General features: G+C 64.3%; 12 protein-coding genes. 6 read left to right on the top strand and 6 right to left on the bottom strand.

Annotation, left to right across the window (positions count from 1 at the left end; translation table 11 throughout):
- Window positions 1–227 precede the first annotated feature (227 nt).
- Entirely contained in the window at window positions 228–1,769 is a 1,542-nt protein-coding gene (locus tag EGJ86_RS09625) for a phosphoenolpyruvate carboxykinase (protein ID WP_125834935.1), read from the bottom strand.
- Between the two features lie 157 nt (window positions 1,770–1,926).
- Window positions 1,927–2,814 carry an Hsp33 family molecular chaperone HslO gene (gene hslO / locus EGJ86_RS09620; protein ID WP_125834934.1) on the bottom strand — a complete coding sequence of 296 codons (888 nt, stop codon included), beginning with the start codon at window positions 2,812–2,814 and terminating at the stop codon, window positions 1,927–1,929.
- A gap of 216 nt (window positions 2,815–3,030) precedes the next feature.
- On the opposite strand from hslO, the gene EGJ86_RS09615 reads away from it, so the two are divergent.
- Window positions 3,031–3,825, top strand: a complete 795-nt coding sequence (locus EGJ86_RS09615; protein WP_106733616.1) for a phosphatase PAP2 family protein — start codon at window positions 3,031–3,033, stop codon at window positions 3,823–3,825.
- A gap of 84 nt (window positions 3,826–3,909) precedes the next feature.
- Here EGJ86_RS09615 and EGJ86_RS09610 read toward each other — a convergent pair whose 3' ends face one another.
- Entirely contained in the window at window positions 3,910–4,338 is a 429-nt protein-coding gene (locus EGJ86_RS09610; protein ID WP_017678397.1) for an RNA-binding S4 domain-containing protein, read from the bottom strand.
- Between the two features lie 147 nt (window positions 4,339–4,485).
- Between EGJ86_RS09610 and EGJ86_RS09605 the strand changes: the two genes are divergently transcribed.
- From EGJ86_RS09605 to EGJ86_RS09595, 3 genes are read left to right on the top strand one after another with little or no spacing between them, the layout of a single operon-like run.
- The gene (locus EGJ86_RS09605) at window positions 4,486–4,923 is read left to right on the top strand and encodes an ATP-dependent zinc protease (RefSeq protein WP_166432384.1); all 438 of its coding nucleotides are present in this window, start codon (window positions 4,486–4,488) and stop codon (window positions 4,921–4,923) included.
- Complete coding sequence (gene rimK, locus EGJ86_RS09600; protein ID WP_099522924.1) at window positions 4,920–5,825, top strand: 30S ribosomal protein S6--L-glutamate ligase; 906 nt, start codon at window positions 4,920–4,922, stop codon at window positions 5,823–5,825. Before EGJ86_RS09605 ends, rimK begins: the two co-directional genes overlap by 4 nt.
- Window positions 5,822–6,718 carry an LD-carboxypeptidase gene (locus EGJ86_RS09595; protein WP_125834933.1) on the top strand — a complete coding sequence of 299 codons (897 nt, stop codon included), beginning with the start codon at window positions 5,822–5,824 and terminating at the stop codon, window positions 6,716–6,718. Before rimK ends, EGJ86_RS09595 begins: the two co-directional genes overlap by 4 nt.
- Before the next feature lie 5 nt (window positions 6,719–6,723).
- Here the strand turns inward: EGJ86_RS09595 and EGJ86_RS09590 are convergent, their stop codons facing one another.
- The 3 genes from EGJ86_RS09590 to ompR all read right to left on the bottom strand — a co-directional run bounded on the left by EGJ86_RS09590 (window position 6,724) and on the right by ompR (window position 12,718).
- Window positions 6,724–10,485: an EAL domain-containing protein gene (locus EGJ86_RS09590; RefSeq protein WP_125834932.1), complete on the bottom strand. Its 3,762-nt coding sequence runs from the start codon at window positions 10,483–10,485 to the stop codon at window positions 6,724–6,726.
- A gap of 102 nt (window positions 10,486–10,587) precedes the next feature.
- Window positions 10,588–11,904: an ATP-binding protein gene (locus EGJ86_RS09585; protein ID WP_125834931.1), complete on the bottom strand. Its 1,317-nt coding sequence runs from the start codon at window positions 11,902–11,904 to the stop codon at window positions 10,588–10,590.
- Window positions 11,905–11,980: 76 nt separating this feature from the next.
- A complete protein-coding gene (gene ompR, locus EGJ86_RS09580; protein ID WP_106733612.1) occupies window positions 11,981–12,718 on the bottom strand; it encodes a two-component system response regulator OmpR in 738 nt (245 codons plus the stop codon).
- 201 nt (window positions 12,719–12,919) lie between these two features.
- Between ompR and EGJ86_RS09575 the strand changes: the two genes are divergently transcribed.
- Together EGJ86_RS09575 and EGJ86_RS09570 are read left to right on the top strand one after the other, a co-directional pair.
- Window positions 12,920–15,247, top strand: coding sequence for a Tex family protein (locus EGJ86_RS09575; protein ID WP_125834930.1), 2,328 nt, complete (start codon window positions 12,920–12,922; stop codon window positions 15,245–15,247).
- Complete coding sequence (locus EGJ86_RS09570; RefSeq protein WP_125834929.1) at window positions 15,244–15,630, top strand: PaaI family thioesterase; 387 nt, start codon at window positions 15,244–15,246, stop codon at window positions 15,628–15,630. The genes EGJ86_RS09575 and EGJ86_RS09570 overlap by 4 nt, the downstream gene beginning before the upstream one ends.
- The last annotated feature ends 73 nt before the right edge of the window (window positions 15,631–15,703 follow it).

The following is a 15,703-nucleotide window of genomic DNA, read 5'->3' as shown; positions in this document are numbered from 1 at the left end:
ACGCGGTTAGGTAGGGTGCGCCATGCGCACCTACGTCTTGCAGTGCGTAGGGCGGGCTCAGGAGCGCCAGCGAACAGCCCGCCGCCCATGCCAGGCTCGGCCTCGCACTTGCACCAGGTGAAGCAATGGCGTACTGCCTTCGGCGAGTACGCCCTACTTCGCTGTAAGCAGTCGCCAACAACGACAAAGCCGCCCGAAGGCGGCTTTGTCAGAGAACACGGCTCAGCTTACAGCTGCGGACCGGCGTTCTTGATGGCGTCGCTGACATCGAACTTGGTGAAGTTGTCGATAAACAGCTTGGCCAGGCCTTTGGCGGCTTCGTCGTAGGCGTTCTTGTCTGCCCAGGTGTTGCGCGGGTTGAGCAGGTTGGTCTCGACGCCCGGCACCGACTTCGGCACATCCAGGTTGATGATCGGCAGGTGCTCGGTCTCGGCACCGATCAGCGCGCCGCTCTGAATGGCGGCGATCACACCACGGGTAGTGGGGATGTTGAAACGCTTGCCGACGCCGTAGCCACCGCCAGTCCAACCAGTGTTGACCAGGTAGACCTTGGAACCGAAGGCGTTGATGCGCTTGATCAGCAGCTCGGCGTAGACGCCAGCCGGACGCGGGAAGAACGGTGCGCCGAAGCAGGTGGAGAAGGTCGACTTGATGCCGCCGCCCGAACCCATTTCGGTGGAACCGACCAGCGCGGTGTAGCCGGACAGGAAGTGGTAGGCCGCCTGCTCGTTGTTGAGGATCGACACCGGCGGCAGAACGCCGGTCAGGTCGCAGGTCAGGAAGATCACGGCATTCGGCTCGCCGCCCAGGTTTTTCTCGCTGCGCTTCTCGACGTACTCCAGCGGGTAGGCGGCGCGGCTGTTCTGGGTCAGGCTGTCGTCGGCGTAATCCGGAGTACGGCTGTCGTCGAGCACGACGTTTTCCAACACGGTGCCGAACTGAATGGCTTTCCAGATCACCGGCTCGTTCTTCTCGGACAGGTCGATGCACTTGGCATAGCAGCCGCCTTCGACGTTGAACACCACGCCTTCACCCCAACCGTGCTCGTCGTCACCGATCAGGTAACGCGACTCGTCGGCGGACAGGGTGGTCTTGCCGGTGCCGGACAGGCCGAAGAACAGGGTCACGTCGCCCTCTTCACCGATGTTGGCAGCGCAGTGCATCGGCAGCACGTCTTTTTCCGGCAGCAGGAAGTTCTGCACGGAGAACATGGCTTTCTTCATTTCACCGGCGTAACGCATGCCGGCGATCAGGACTTTCTTGGCAGCGAAGTTGATGATCACGCAGCCATCGGAGTTGGTGCCGTCACGCTCGGGCACGCACTCGAAGTTGGCGACGTTGAGGATCTGCCACTCGGCCTTGCCAGCCTGGTTATAAGTAGTCGGGTTGATGAACAGCTGACGGCCGAACAGGTTCTGCCAGGCGGTCGCGGTGGTCATCTTCACCGGCAGGTAGTGCTCTTCGGCGGAACCGACGTGAACGTGGGAGACGAAGTGCTCCTGAGCGGCGTTGAACGCGGCGACGCGATCCCACAGGGCATCGAACTTGTCGGCTGGGAACGGACGGTTGATGGCGCCCCAGGCAATCTGCGCCTCGGTGCTCGGCTCCTGAACGATGAAACGATCAGCCGGCGAGCGGCCAGTGCGATGACCAGTACGTACGACCAGCGCGCCGTTGGCGGCCAGTTCCCCTTCACCACGGCGAATGGCTTCTTCGACCAGTTGCGCGGCGCTGATGTCGGTGTACACGGCGTTGTTGGCTTGCGTCATGAGGGTCCCCGTCGGCCGCTGGCCGAGTCTTCCGAACGTTGTGTAGTACAGGGGCAACTGCACTACACGGTAAAAAAGTCGCGGGAGTATGCCAGAAAAGCGAACTGCTTGGCAGCCTCCGATCTGATAGAGAACGGCTATCGTTTAGAAAAGTTCATCAATGCCGCGTCTGCGACGGCGCCTCGCTACCGGCACCGGCGAACAGCTGGGCGATGTCGGCGGCGTCGAAGGCATAGCGCTCGTTGCAGAACTGGCAATCGATCACCACGCTGCCACCCTGCTCGGCCAGCAGCAGTTCGGCATCGGCCTGGCCGAGGCTGGCCAGGGCACTGGCCGAGCGCTCACGCGAGCAGCTGCAGCGGAACTGCAACGGCTGTTCGTCGAACAGGCGCACGTTCTCTACGTGGTAGAGGCGATGCAGCAGGGTCGGGTTGTCCAGGCCCAGCAGCTCTTCGGCAGTCAGGGTGTCGGCCAGGGTCAGCACGTGGTTCCAGCTCTCGGCGCGCTCTTCCGCTTTGGTCTGATGGTGCGGCGGCAGTTGCTGCAGCAGCAGGCCGCGCGCGCGCTGACCATCGGCCTTGAGCCAGAAACGGGTAGGCAACTGTTCGGAGCTGGCGAAGTAGTTGGACAGGCACTCGGCCAGGTCAACGCCTTCGAGGTCGACGATACCCTGGTAGCGCTGGCCCCGGGTCGGGTCGATGGTAATGGCCAACACGCCATTGGGCATCAGGCTTTGCAGGTCGGCATCGGCGCCGATCTGCTCGGCTTCATAGCGGGCGATACCGCGCAGCTCGCGAGCGCTCGAGCATTCCACCATCAGCAGCGACAGCGGGCCTTCCGAACGTGCCTGCAGCACCAGCAGGCCGTCGAACTTGAGAGTACCGACCAGCAGGGCGGCGGCGGCCATCATCTCGCCGAGCAGTTGCGCCACTGGCTGCGGGTAGGCGTGCTTGGCCAGTACATGAGCATAACTTTCGCGCAACGCGACCATTTCGCCTCGCACGTCGGTGTCGTCGAAGAGAAAGCGTTGACTGAAGTCGTTCATGGCGGCTGGCCCAGGGTCTATAAAAGGCTGGCGATTTTATGCACAAACGCCAGCACAACCAAGGCCCGAACGTCATGTGAGCGTGTTCACACAGCAGGAATCAGCCGCTGAACCTTGGCTGAACGACTGTGCCGCCGCCCTTGTTTAGGCGCCAGCACTGCCTATCATCCGCGCGCCTGAGGTCAGGCCTGTCATAAATCTGCAAAGGGATTTCCCATGTCGAGCACGTTCATCAATCGTCACTGGCAACCACGCGCCATGCTGGTCTGCCATGTCGTGGCCGTCGTGCTGCTCGTCAGTTGGCTGTGGCAGCCCACGCGCGAGCTTTGGAATGTCTTCGATGTGTGGCTGTTCAAACTGCTCAACGACCCGGTCCATGCCGGCGGCCTGTGGGCCCATATCTGGGCCATCGGCAGCATGCGCCCGGTCGATGCCGGCGTCGGCGTGGTGATGCTGGCGGTCATGCTCAAGGCGGATCTGGTATTCACCGGACCGCAGGTACGCCGAGCGCTGTTCGCCTTTCTGGTCGCCCTGATCGTGATGCTGCTGATGCGCGTGCTGTTCGCCGACCTGGTCGAATACATGGGCTGGCAGCACGCCAGCCCTTCTCTGGTAGTAGAAGGTAGCGCGCGCCTGACCGAGATGTTCCCGGCCTGGGAAGAACGCTGGGACCTGAAGGACAGCGCCAGCCGCAGTTTCCCCGGTGACCACGCCTCGGTGCTGCTGATCTGGGCTTATTTCATGAGCTTCTTTGCCCGCGGCTGGCGTCTGCTGCTGGTCTGGGCCATTACCGTGATCGGCATCCTGCCGCGCCTGGTGGCCGGTGCTCACTGGGGGGCGGATGCCTTCGTCGGCGGCGTATTCCTCAGCCTGCTGGCCCTGGCCTGGAGCTGCTACACCCCGCTGGGTTATCACGCCAGCGAATGGCTGGAGAAGGTCACCCTGCCGATCACCTCGCGCCTGGCCAAACTGCCACTGCTGGGCCGCATGAGCATCGTCAGCGGACGTTGAACGAGAAAGTGGGAGCGAGCTCTGCTCGCGAAGCTTTACCGTCGTTCGCATTCGCGAGCAGAGCTCGCTCCAACAGGCTTGCGCCTAATCCTCATCCGCCCAGGGGTGGCGCAGGCCACCCTCCTGCTGCTCGTTGAACTGATGGATCTGCCGGCGTTGCTTCTTGCTCGGTCGACCATCGGTCTGCATGCCCACGGCGCCAGCTTTGCGCATGGCCGCGGCCTGCTCGCGGCGGGCGATACTTTCTTCGGTCTCGCGATACAGCAGTTGCGCCTCGGGCGCGCCACGGCGGACGCTGGATAATGCCAGCACGACCACGGTGCGTTCATCGAAGCCGGTGCGCAGCACGTACTCATCACCGATCTTCGGCTCCTTGCCCGGCTTGCAGCGCTCGCCACGATGATGGACCTTGCCACCTTCTATAGCCGCCTTGCACAGGGCGCGCGTCTTGAAGAAGCGTGCCGCCCACAGCCATTTGTCCAGGCGGATCTTGTCGTCGTCTTTTTCGCTCATCTCACTCTCTGAAAGGGTTCTGCTATTCGCACGCATGGCAGATGCAGTTGTCACACGACACAACTAGAATGCGCGGAATCATAGGCGTTGTCGGCCGCAGGGGACACTCTCACCTTGAAGACTTTCGACCAGCTCAGCGTGATCGGCCTGCGTGAGTGGATCAATCTGCCTGAGCTCGGCATCATCGGCCTGCGCGCCAAGATCGACACCGGTGCCAGCACCTCGAGCCTGCATGCCAGCGATATCCAGCCGTTCCAACGTGACGGCGAGGACTGGGTACGCTTCACTGCCTACCTCGGCACTCAGGTGCAGCGCCGCCACCGTTGCGAGGCGCCGCTGGTGTCGGTCAAACGTATCAAGAGTTCCAATGGCCAGGCGCAGAGCCGCTATGTGATCCGCACCCACCTGGCCCTCGGTGATCTGCTGTGGCCGGTGGAATTCACCCTGGCCTGTCGCAAGACCATGCGTTATCGCGTACTACTTGGCTCCAAGGCGCTGATCACCGGCCAACTGGTGGTCAATCCGGCACTCAGCTATGTGCAGGACAAACCCTCACTTTCCTCTGCCCTTCCAGGTGCCCAATGAAGATCGCCGTGCTGTCGCGCAACCCGCGCCTGTATTCCACCCGCCGTCTGGTGGAGGCCGGCCAGCAGCGGGGCCATGAAATGGTGGTGATCGACACCCTGCGCGCCTACATGAACATAGCCAGCCACAAACCGCAGATCCACTATCGCGGCCAGGCCATGGACGGCTTCGACGCAGTGATCCCGCGTATCGGCGCCTCGGTGACCTTCTATGGCTGCGCGGTGCTGCGCCAGTTCGAGATGATGGACGTCTACCCGCTCAACGAGTCGGTGGCTATCAGCCGTTCGCGCGACAAGCTGCGCGCCCTGCAACTGCTGTCGCGCAAGGGCATCGGCCTGCCGGTGACCGGCTTCGCCCACTCCCCCGACGACATTCCCGATCTGATCCAGATGGTGGGTGGCGCCCCGCTGGTGATCAAGGTGCTGGAAGGTACCCAGGGCATGGGCGTGGTGCTGGCCGAAACGCACAAGGCGGCCGAGTCGGTGATCGAGGCCTTCCTCGGCCTCAAGCAGGACATCATGGTCCAGGAATACATCCAGGAAGCCGGCGGCGCCGACATTCGCTGCTTCGTGGTCGGTGACAAGGTGATTGCCGCGATGAAGCGCCAGGCCAAGGCTGGCGAGTTTCGCTCCAACCTGCACCGCGGCGGCAGCGCCAGCCTGATCAAGATCACCCCGGAGGAGCGCATGACGGCAGTGCGCGCGGCCAAGGTCATGGGCCTCAACGTCGCCGGTGTCGACATCCTGCGCTCCAACCATGGCCCGCTGGTGATGGAGGTGAACTCCTCACCAGGCCTGGAAGGTATCGAGACCACCACCGGCAAGGATGTCGCCGGCATGATCATCCAATACCTGGAAAAGAATGCCGAACCCGGCCAGACCCGCACCCGAGGGCGCGGATGAGCCAAGTGTTCGACGGCCGCCTGGCGCTGATCGCCCCCGCGGCGGCGATTGCCGAAGACGTACTGGAAGCGACCCTGGCGCAGCTCGACGTGCTCGGCGTGCGCTATCACCTGGGCCAGCACGTGCGCGCCCGCCATCGTTACCTGGCGGGCACGCCGGAGCAACGCCTGGACGACCTGCACCAGGCCTTCACCCTGGCGGATATCAGCTCCGTCTGGTGCCTGCGTGGCGGCTACGGCTGCGCACAATTGGTGGCGGATATCGACTGGGCGCTGCTAAGCCAGGCCAGCCCACGGCCGCTGATCGGCTTCTCCGATCTGTCGATTCTGCTCGAAGCCTTTGCGCAACGGGGGCTGCCAGCCATTCATGGTCCCGTGGCTACGGCGCTCGGCCATCAGGTGCTGTCGGCGCCGGGCGGCCAGCGTGAGCGCCTGGCTTCGATGCAGGCGCTATGGAGCCTGCTCAAAGGCCAGCACCGGCAGTTGCCGCTACGCCATATCAGTGGTCCACAACATGTCGTCGAGGGCACCTTGCAGGGCGGCAATCTCACGGCCCTGGCCAGCGTCTGCGGCACGACGGCCGAGCTGCGCCTGGCCGAGGATTCGATCCTGATCCTGGAAGACGTCGGCGAGCCCTACTACCGCCTCGAGCGCAGTCTCTGGCAGTTGCTGCACAGTTTCGCCGGGCAAAGACCACGCGCGGTGTGTCTGGGCAGTTTCACCGACTGCCCGCGACGCGGTGTTCAGCACAGCCTGGAGCAGATCATCGGCGAGTACCTGGCGCCGCTGGGCGTGCCACTGTACGGCGATCTGCCCAGCGGGCACGGTGACGTCAACTACCCTTGGCCCTACGGTCAGCGTGCGCGTTTGAGCGGCGGCAACCTGAGCTGGTAACCCGCTCAGCGCTGACGCGCCTGCATCCAGGCGAGAAACTCGGCCTCGGCCATCGGCCGACCGAACAGATAGCCCTGCCCCAATGCGCAGTCCTGCTCGCGCAGCAGCACCAGCTGGCTGTCGTGCTCGATCCCTTCGGCCACACATTCCAGGCCCAGGTTGCGCGCGATCATCAGGATGGTCTGCACCAGCATGCGCCCGCTCGCCTCGCCGTCCAGATCGGCGACGAAACTGCGGTCGATCTTCAGCCGATCCAGCGGCAGACGCTTGAGGTAGGTCAGCGACGAGTAGCCCGTGCCGAAGTCGTCGATGGCGAAACGTACGCCCTGTGCCTTGAGCTGCTGCATATTGCCGATGCAGCGCTCGACGTCTTCGAGCAGCACGCCTTCGGTGATTTCCAGCTCCAGCGACTGCGCCGGTACACCGTGAGCACGCAGGCACTGCTCGACCCGCTCGACGCATCCCGCCTGGCGCAGCTCCCGCGGGCTGAGGTTGACCGCCAGCACCAGTTGCGGCCACTGCGCCTGCCACCGCGCCAACGCCGCGCAGGCCTGCTCCAGCACCCACTGACCGATGTCCTGGATCAACCCGGTTTCCTCGGCCAGCGGGATGAACTGATCCGGACCGATCTCACCGCGCTCGGGGTGCATCCAGCGCAGCAGCACCTCGGCGCCCGCCACGCTGCTATCAGCCAGCATCAGTTGCGGCTGGAACACCAGCTGCAGTTGCTGACGCGCGATGGCCTGACGCAGCTCGCTCTGCAACTGTAGACGTTGGTCGATGGCAACCTGCATCTCCGGGGCGAAGAAATGCAGGGCGTTGCGCCCGGCATGCTTGGCCCGGTACATGGCGGTATCGGCCTGCTTGAGAATGTCCGAGGCCTGCTGCAGGCCCAGAGGATGCAGGGCGATTCCGATACTGGCGCTGATCGCCAGCTCATGACCGTCGATCAGACAACTGCCCTGCAGGCCACGCAGCAATTTCTCTCCCACTGCCGCAGCTTGCTCGGCAACTGCTTGTGGCTCATGCCCGAGGGCTTCGAGCAGCACCACGAACTCATCACCGCCGAGACGCGCCAGAGTGTCTTCAGTACGTAATTCGGCGGCCAGGCGCGTGGTCACCTCGACCAGCAGGGCATCGCCAACCAGATGACCCAGACTGTCGTTGACCGTCTTGAAATGATCCAGATCGATGAACAGCAACGCGCCCAGGCTGCCCTCGCGATTCTCCCGGTCCATAGCGTGCTGCAGGCGATCGAGCAGCAGGCGGCGATTGGGCAGGCCGGTGAGTTCATCGCTATAGGCCAGGCGCTCGATCTCGCGCTGATAGCGCTGACGCTCGGAGATGTCGGTGACACTGGCGCGAATCAGCAGGTTCTCCCCCGGCATGCGTACCAGGCGCACCTCACAGGGCAACTGGCGACCGGCGCTGTCGCGGTGGTTCCATTCGAACACCGGCGCTTCGCCGGCGATGGCGCGGCGCAGGAAGGCCTTGCCAGCACGGGAAGACAACCGACCATCGGCCTGACGCACCGGGCTGATGCTCTGAATCGACTTGCCGAGCAGCTCATCGCGGCGATAGCGGAACAGACTCAGGGCGTTCTCGTTGCATTCGACGATACCGCCCTCAGGATTGAACAGCAGGATCGCCTCGGGCGCATGCTCGACCAGCGTTCGATAGCGCGCCTCGGCTTCGCGCCGTGCACTGATGTCCTCGACCAGCAGCAGGAACAGCGTCTGCCGGCCGCTACCGCGTACGGCGCGTAGGCTGACACGCGTGAAGACCACCAGGCCATCGGCACGCAGGAAGCGCTTGTCCATCTCGAAGCCATCGCTGCTGCCCAGCAGCACCTGCTCGAGATGGGCCTGTTCGACCGGCAGATCATCCGGGTGCGACAGCTGCCGCCAACTGCTGGCGAGCAATTCGTCACGACTGCGACCGAGGATGCTGCACAGCTTCTGGTTGACCTCTTCCCAGCCAAAGCTCTGAGTGGTCAGCGCCATGCCGATCAGCGGCGCCTCGAAGAACAGGCGCAGACGTTCGTCTCGCTCACGCAGCTGCGACTCGGTGCGCTTGCGCTCGCTGATGTCCTGCACTACGCCATAGATGCGCACCAGGCTGCCGTCTTCATCGCGTTCGGCCATGCCGCGCAGGCGCACCAGGCGTCCGCCCAGACGCGCCGCCAGGCGTACCTCGATGTCCAGGTCGTCCATGCCGCTGAGCGCGGCCTGCAGCGTCTGCATGATCAGTGCCTGGCTCGGCGTATCGTAGTAATCCAGCACTTGCTGCAGGTCAGGCGGCCCTTGCTGGATATCACGGTCGACGATGCGGTAGCAGCCATCGCTCCAGGACATGCCGTAGTCGCTGATCTCCAGCACCCAGCCCCCCAGGCTGGCGATGTCTTCGGTCTGGCTGAACAGATGGCTCTGACGCAGTAATTGCGAGCGCTGCAGCTCGACCTTGGCCGCCAGTTCGACGCGCTCGGTGACATCGTGCTGCAGCCCGACGAAATGGCTGATGCCCTGGTCGTCGCGCATTGGCGCCAACACCACCTCGTTCCAGAACGGCCTACCGTCCTTGCGATAGTTACGCACCACCGCATGGCCGCTGCGCCCCTCTCGCAGGGCACGGCGCAACGGTTGCGACTCCAGCTGGGCGCGGTCCTGGCCGAGCAGGAAACGGCAGTTGCGCCCCAACGCCTCCTCGGCGCTGTAGCCGGTTATCTGGCTGAATGCGGAATTGCAGTACACCAATGGCATGTCTTCCTGGCGCACATCAGCGATGGTCACGCCCAACGGGCTGGCCTCCATCGCCAGGTTGGCGCGAGCCAGTTGCTGCTGCATCTGCGCGCTGCGCGCCAGCGCCTGACGCAGGTCGCCGAGCACACGGCCCACCAACAAGGTAGCGCCCATCAGCAGCACCACAGCGAAGTGCAGCTGGTTACGCTGCAGATCGAGCTCGCCGAAACTCAGGCTGTCGCGCAGCAGCGGTAGCGGCAGAGTCGCGGCGTACACCAGCAGCACGCCATACAGAGCACCGGCAAAGGCGTGTCGTAGCGCCAGGACCAGCATGCTCAGACCAAGCAGCGGCCGGGCGAACTGAGCCGGCAGACTGGCGCTGAGCAGCATCAGCACCAGAAACACGCCAGTGGCCAACAACCAGCCACCTGGCGAACGGCTGATGCTCAGCGTTGGCGCGGCATTTTCCACCGGCGCGTGGGTCCAGCCGCGGGCGCGCAGCAGCGGGGTACAGAACGCCAGCAGGGGCGCCGTTAGAGCGAGCATATTGATGGTATCGCCCAGCCAGACCGACAAACTGGCCTGCGCCCACTGCTCGCTGGTCTGAAAACCAGTCAGCCACAGGTTGCTCTGCAAGCCGAGCGCCACCAGCGTGCTCGGCATCAACACAGCGAAGGCGAGGAATCGGAGCAGATCACTCAAGCGCCCCAGGGCGGGATCGAAAGGCTGACGTCGCAACAGCCACCAGCCCAGAGTGACGGCGGCGGTTTCCGGCAGGGCATAGAGCGGCGCCAACTGCCAGGGCAGGCCCCATAACGGCACGCAAAACAGGGCATTGAGGTACAACGCAGGCAGCACCCGCGGGCCCCACCACAGGCACATGGCAAGCCCGAGCACCATGGGCAGGTAACACAACGCCACCCCGTCATTCAGGCGGGTCGCCAGGGAAATCCAGGTTGCCAGATGGAAAATCGGCAGCGGCAGCCACCAGGTCCAGTTGGGCAAGCGGTCGGGGAAGGCGGCGGGCATGCAGGCCTCGAATTGATGCGCTGGCACAGCATAGCCCAGCGCCAGAGCGCTTGGCAGCATATTGCCAGCACACAGACCGCCGCCAGGACGGTCGGTCGTCAGCTACACCGCGTCGCGCGGCAACAGCAGGCCGCGCGGCAGGCGCACCCGCGCCTCCAGGCCGCCGCCGGAGCGGTTGCGCAACTCGACGCTGCCACCATGCAGCGCCGCGATGCGTTTGACGATGGCCAGACCCAGGCCGGTGCCGCGCCCACCACGCGCCCGATCACCGCGAATGAAGGGGTTGAAGATGCTGTCCAGCTCGGCCGGATCGATACCGTTGCCACGGTCCAGCACGCTCAGCACCACATAAGGCGCGTTGTGGTCGCCGGCCAGGCTGGCGACCACCTCGACGGCATCGCCACCGCCGTGATTGAGGGCGTTCTCCACCAGATTGGTCAGCAGCCGCTTGGTCGAAACGCGGCGCAGCGGGAACGGCGGGATCGGCTCGAGGCACAGACGCACGCGCTCGCCATTCTGGTTGTAGGGTGCCAGGGTTTCGCGCACCAATTCGGAGAAGTCGAGCTCCTCCACCGGCTCGTCACGCCCATCACGGATGAAGGCGAGGAACTGGTCGAGAATGGCGTCCATGTCCTCGATATCGCGCACCATGTCGTCGGTCAGCTCGGTGTCGTTATCCATGAACTCCAGGGCCAGCCGCAGGCGAGTCAGCGGCGTGCGCAGATCATGAGAAACGCCGGCCAGCATCAGTTCGCGTTCGCGCCCGGCCTGTTCGACGTCCTCGGCCATCTGGTTGAAGGCGCGGTACACCTCGGTCATCTCGCTTGGCGTATCACCCACCGGCAGGCGCACGCTGCGCCCCTGACCAAGCTGGCGAGCCGCATAAACCAGGCGCTTGAGCGGCGCATTGAGCTGGCGCACGAAGATCCAGGCGGCGGCCGTGGACAGCAGGCCGATACCGAGGAACCAGCCAAGTACGCTCCAGATGCGTTGGCCACGCAGCGGATGCGGATACATCGGCACCCGTACCCAGCCGTCGCCGAGGCTCGGCGCGTGCACCCACAGCGCCGGCGGCGTGGTGGCACGCACATGGGTTTCGGTATCGGGGCCGAGCTCGGTTTGCATCTGCCGCTGGAAGATCTCGCTGTAGGGCCAGTGCTGCTCGCTGGCCGGCACCTTGTCCCGCGGGATGCGCTTGAGCCCGGCGGCCTGGGCGATATGGTCGCGATCATCGGGGTTGGCTGCCCAGTAGGCGCGCAAGGTCAGCGCCGCACCGTGGCTGTACTGGCGGTCGACCAGTACATCCTCATTCATCATCAGGTACACCAGGGTCAGTGCCTTGGAGAACAGCACGACCACCAGCACCAGCCACAGGGTGCGGGCGAAGAAGCTTTGCGGGAACCAGTAAGGGGCTTTCATCAACACATAACCGGAGGAGCGAGCGCTGCTCGCGAAAATGTGGCTTCGATTCGCGAGCGGCGCTCGCTCCTACGGGTCACTTGTTGCCGTCGGGAACGAACACGTAACCCACACCCCAGACAGTCTGGATATAGCGCGGCTTGGACGGGTCCGGCTCGATCAGGCGACGCAGGCGGCTGATCTGCACGTCGATGGAGCGCTCCAGCGCATCCCATTCGCGGCCACGGGCCAGGTTCATCAGCTTGTCGCGGGTCAGCGGCTCGCGCGCATGCTGCACCAGCGCTTTGAGCACGGCGAACTCGCCGGTGGTGAGCATATGTACTTCCTCACCCTTCTTCAGCTCGCGGGTGGCCAGGGACAATTCGTACTCGCCGAAGCTGACGCTCTCATCCTCGCTACCCGGCGCACCCGGCACCACCGGCGCCTGACGACGCAGCACCGCCTTGATCCGCGCCAGCAGCTCACGCGGGTTGAAGGGTTTGGCCAGGTAGTCGTCAGCACCCAGTTCCAGACCCTGGATACGACTGGACTCATCGCCTTTGGCGGTGAGCATGATGATCGGCATCTGGTTGCCCGCTTCGCGCAAGCGGCGGCAAGCAGAAAGGCCGTCTTCGCCCGGCAACATCAGGTCCAGCACCACCAGATTGAACAGTTCGCGCGCCAGCAGACGATCCATCTGCTCGACGTTCTCCACTGCGCGAACCCGGTAGCCCTGCTCATCGAAGAAGCGCTCGAGCAAGCGGCGCAGACGGGCGTCGTCATCGACGATGAGGATCTTCTCGCCTTCGGCGACAGGGGCAGCGGACTGGGTCATGGCGTCTCCTTGGACAGCCGTACTGAGGACGGCAAGTGGCGGCATTATCGCTCAGGCGCATGGGTGGGCGCTTTAGCCATTGTTAGCAGATTTTTCCCCAACGGTTCGCAGCTCTCGCGAATGCGGTGTTTATAATGCGCCGCTTTCGTGTCTGGCCAGCGTCTTTGCGGCCGCCCTGTCGCTTCAGTGGGTAGTTTTCATATGGATAGCATCAACAACCGTATCGCCGATGAACTGGGCGTGCGCCCGCAACAGGTTGCCGCCGCCGTGGCCCTGCTCGACGAAGGCTCCACAGTGCCCTTCATCGCCCGTTATCGTAAAGAAGTGACCGGCAGCCTCGACGATACCCAGCTGCGCCACCTGGAAGAGCGCCTGCGCTACCTGCGCGAGCTGGACGAGCGCCGTACGGCGATCCTTGCCAGCATCGAGGAGCAGGGCAAGCTGACCCACGAACTCAAGCGCGAGATCAACCTGGCCGACACCAAGACGCGCCTCGAAGACCTCTACCTGCCGTACAAGCAAAAGCGCCGCACCAAGGGCCAGATCGCCCTGGAAGCTGGCCTCGGCGAGCTGGCCGATGCACTGTTCAACGACCCGAGCCTGACGCCCGAGCAGGAAGCCGAGCGCTTCATCGACGCCGAAAAGGGCTTCGCCGACGTCAAGGCCGTGCTCGAAGGCGCCAAGTACATCCTCATGGAGCGCTTTGCCGAAGACGCCGCGCTGCTGGACAAGCTGCGCAGCTTCCTCAAGGACAACGCCACCCTCAGCGCTCGCCTGGTGCCGGGCAAGGAAAACGAAGGCGCCAAGTTCAGCGATTACTTCGAGCACGACGAAGCGCTCAAGGGCGTGCCGTCGCACCGCGCGCTGGCGATTTTCCGCGGGCGCAACGAAGGCATTCTCAGCTCCAGCCTGAAGGTTGGCGAAGAGCTGCCGGGCGCATTGCATCCGTGCGAACTGATGATCGGCGAGCGCTTCGGTATCAGCGCGCAAGGCCGCCCGGCGGATAAATGGCTGGGTGAAGTGGTGCGCTGGACCTGGAAGGTCAAGCTCTATAGCCACCTGGAAACCGACCTGCTCGGCGAGCTGCGCGAGAAGGCCGAGGACGAGGCGATTGCCGTGTTCGCACGTAACCTGCACGACCTGCTGCTGGCTGCCCCGGCTGGCCCACGTGCCACCCTGGCACTCGACCCGGGCCTGCGCACCGGCTGCAAGGTGGCGGTGGTCGACGCCACCGGCAAGGTGCTCGAAACCGCTACCGTCTACCCGCACGCCCCGCGCAACGACTGGGACGGCACCCTGGCGATCCTCGCCAAACTCTGCGCCAAGCATGGCGTCGACCTGATCTCCATCGGCAACGGCACCGCCAGCCGCGAGACCGACAAGCTGGCTGCGGAGCTGATCAAGAAGTTGCCGGGCCTGAAGCTGACCAAGGTGATGGTCTCCGAGGCCGGCGCCTCGGTGTATTCGGCCTCGGAACTGGCTGCCCGTGAATTCCCCGATCTCGACGTGTCGCTGCGTGGCGCAGTAAGCATCGCCCGCCGCCTGCAGGACCCGCTGGCTGAGCTGGTGAAGATCGACCCGAAATCCATTGGCGTCGGCCAATACCAGCACGACGTGTCGCAGCTCAAGCTGGCGCGTAGCCTGGACGCCGTAGTCGAGGACTGTGTGAACGCCGTCGGCGTCGATGTGAACACAGCCTCCGCTGCCCTGCTGGCGCGCATTTCCGGCCTCAACACGACCCTGGCGCAGAACATCGTGCAATACCGCGATGCCAACGGCGCCTTCGCCAGCCGCGCAGCACTCAAGCAGGTACCGCGCCTGGGCGAGAAGACCTTCGAACAAGCTGCCGGCTTCCTCCGTGTGATGAACGGCGACAACCCGCTGGACGCCTCTGCCGTGCACCCGGAAACCTATCCGTTGGTCGAGCGCATCGCCGCTGGTACCGAGCGCGATATCCGCTCGCTGATCGGCGATTCGGGCTTCCTCAAGCGCCTCGATCCGGCCAAGTTCACCGATGAGCGCTTTGGCCTGGTCACCGTCGGCGACATCCTCAAGGAACTGGACAAGCCCGGCCGCGACCCGCGCCCGGAGTTCAAGACCGCCGAGTTCCAGGAAGGCGTGGAAACCCTCAAGGACCTCGAACTGGGCATGGTCCTCGAAGGCGTGGTAACCAACGTCACCAACTTCGGTGCCTTCGTCGACATCGGCGTGCACCAGGACGGCCTGGTACACATCAGCGCGCTGTCGGAGAAATTCATCAAGGACCCACACGAAGCGGTCAAGGCCGGCGACGTGGTCAAGGTCAAGGTGATGGAAGTGGATATCCCGCGTAACCGCATCGCCCTGTCCATGCGCATGGGCGATACCCCGGGCGAGAAAGTCGAAGGCGCACGTGGTGGCCAGTCGCGCGGTGGCAACCGTGGCGGCAATACCCCACGCAGCGAGCGTCATTCCAGCCAGGACAAACCGGCACCCGCCAACGGCGGTATGGCCGCCCTGTTCGCCAACGCCAAGCAGTTGAAGAAATGAGTACGGAAAGCAACGTCGGCGCCAGCAGCGCCTTTTCCCGCCTGCTCGGCCTGGAGATACTCCAGGTCGGCGGCGGCGAGGCGCGCGTGCGCCTGACCCTCACCGACGAGCTGCGCAACCTGCACGGCAAGCTGCACGGCGGCGCACTGTTCTCGCTGATCGATACCGCCATGGGTCAGGCCAGCCACAGCCTGGGCGATGGCGGCCCGAGCAGCGTGACCCTGGAGTGCAAGATCAACTACATCCGTCCGGTGTCCGAGGGCAGCGTGCTGTGCCATGCCAAGGTGCTGCACGCTGGGCGCCGTACCCAGGTGGTCGAGGCCGAAGTGCTGCAAGGCGACAAGCTGGTCGCCAAGGCACAAGGCACCTTCGCCTGCGTGTAATCGGCGCCGCTCGAGCTGGTCTAATCTGGGAAACCGTTCGCCCCTTGCAGAGTGCAGGGGCGATCCCCATATT

The organism is Pseudomonas sp. o96-267 (genome assembly GCF_003935465.1).
Classification (GTDB): Bacteria; Pseudomonadota; Gammaproteobacteria; order Pseudomonadales; family Pseudomonadaceae; genus Aquipseudomonas; species Aquipseudomonas sediminis.
Note: the sequence above shows the minus strand (reverse complement) of the source record. Positions and strands in the feature narration are given on the sequence as shown.